We start from the raw sequence: 1,070 nt of genomic DNA, 5'->3' as shown, positions 1-1,070 counted from the left end.
TTGAGTAGCGCGCCCAAGACCCGAAGCGGAGTGATCTAGCCATGGGCAGGTTGAAGCGGAGGTAAGACTTCGTGGAGGACCGAACCCACCAGGGTTGAAAACCTGGGGGATGACCTGTGGTTAGGGGTGAAAGGCCAATCAAACTCCGTGATAGCTGGTTCTCCCCGAAATGCATTTAGGTGCAGCGTCGTGTGTTTCTTGCCGGAGGTAGAGCACTGGATAGGCGATGGGCCCTACCGGGTTACTGACCTTAGCCAAACTCCGAATGCCGGTAAGTGAGAGCGCGGCAGTGAGACTGTGGGGGATAAGCTCCATGGTCGAGAGGGAAACAGCCCAGAGCATCGACTAAGGCCCCTAAGCGTACGCTAAGTGGGAAAGGATGTGGAGTCGCAGAGACAACCAGGAGGTTGGCTTAGAAGCAGCCACCCTTGAAAGAGTGCGTAATAGCTCACTGGTCAAGTGATTCCGCGCCGACAATGTAGCGGGGCTCAAGCGTACCGCCGAAGTCGTGTCATTCCAGCATGAGGGCCAACGCCCGCTGGGATGGGTAGGGGAGCGTCGTGTGCCGGGTGAAGCAGCCGCGGAAGCGAGTTGTGGACGGTTCACGAGTGAGAATGCAGGCATGAGTAGCGATACACACGTGGGAAACGTGTGCGCCGATTGACTAAGGGTTCCTGGGTCAAGCTGATCTGCCCAGGGTAAGTCGGGACCTAAGGCGAGGCCGACAGGCGTAGTCGATGGACAACCGGTTGATATTCCGGTACCCGCTTTGAAACGCCCAATATCGAATCAGGCGATGCTAAGTCCGTGAAGCCGTCCTGGAGCCTTCGGGCAAAGGGAAGTGGTGGAGCCGACGACCCAGACTTGTAGTAGGTAAGCGATGGGGTGACGCAGGAAGGTAGTCCAGCCCGGGCGGTGGTAGTCCCGGGGTAAGGGTGTAGGCCGTGTGATAGGCAAATCCGTCACACGTTAAGGCTGAGACCTGATGCCGAGCCGATTGTGGTGAAGTGGATGATCCTATGCTGTCGAGAAAAGCCTCTAGCGAGTTTCATGGCGGCCCGTACCCTAAA

Annotated in this window: 1 rRNA gene; it reads left to right on the top strand. The window is 57.5% G+C overall.

From position 1 onward, the window contains the following. Positions 1 to 1,070 (top strand): 23S ribosomal RNA (locus ACIGXW_RS33755); the annotation flags it as partial.

Source organism: Streptomyces sp. NPDC053079, from assembly GCF_044546695.1.
In the GTDB taxonomy this organism is placed as follows: Bacteria; Actinomycetota; Actinomycetes; order Streptomycetales; family Streptomycetaceae; genus Streptomyces.
Note: the sequence above shows the minus strand (reverse complement) of the source record. Positions and strands in the feature narration are given on the sequence as shown.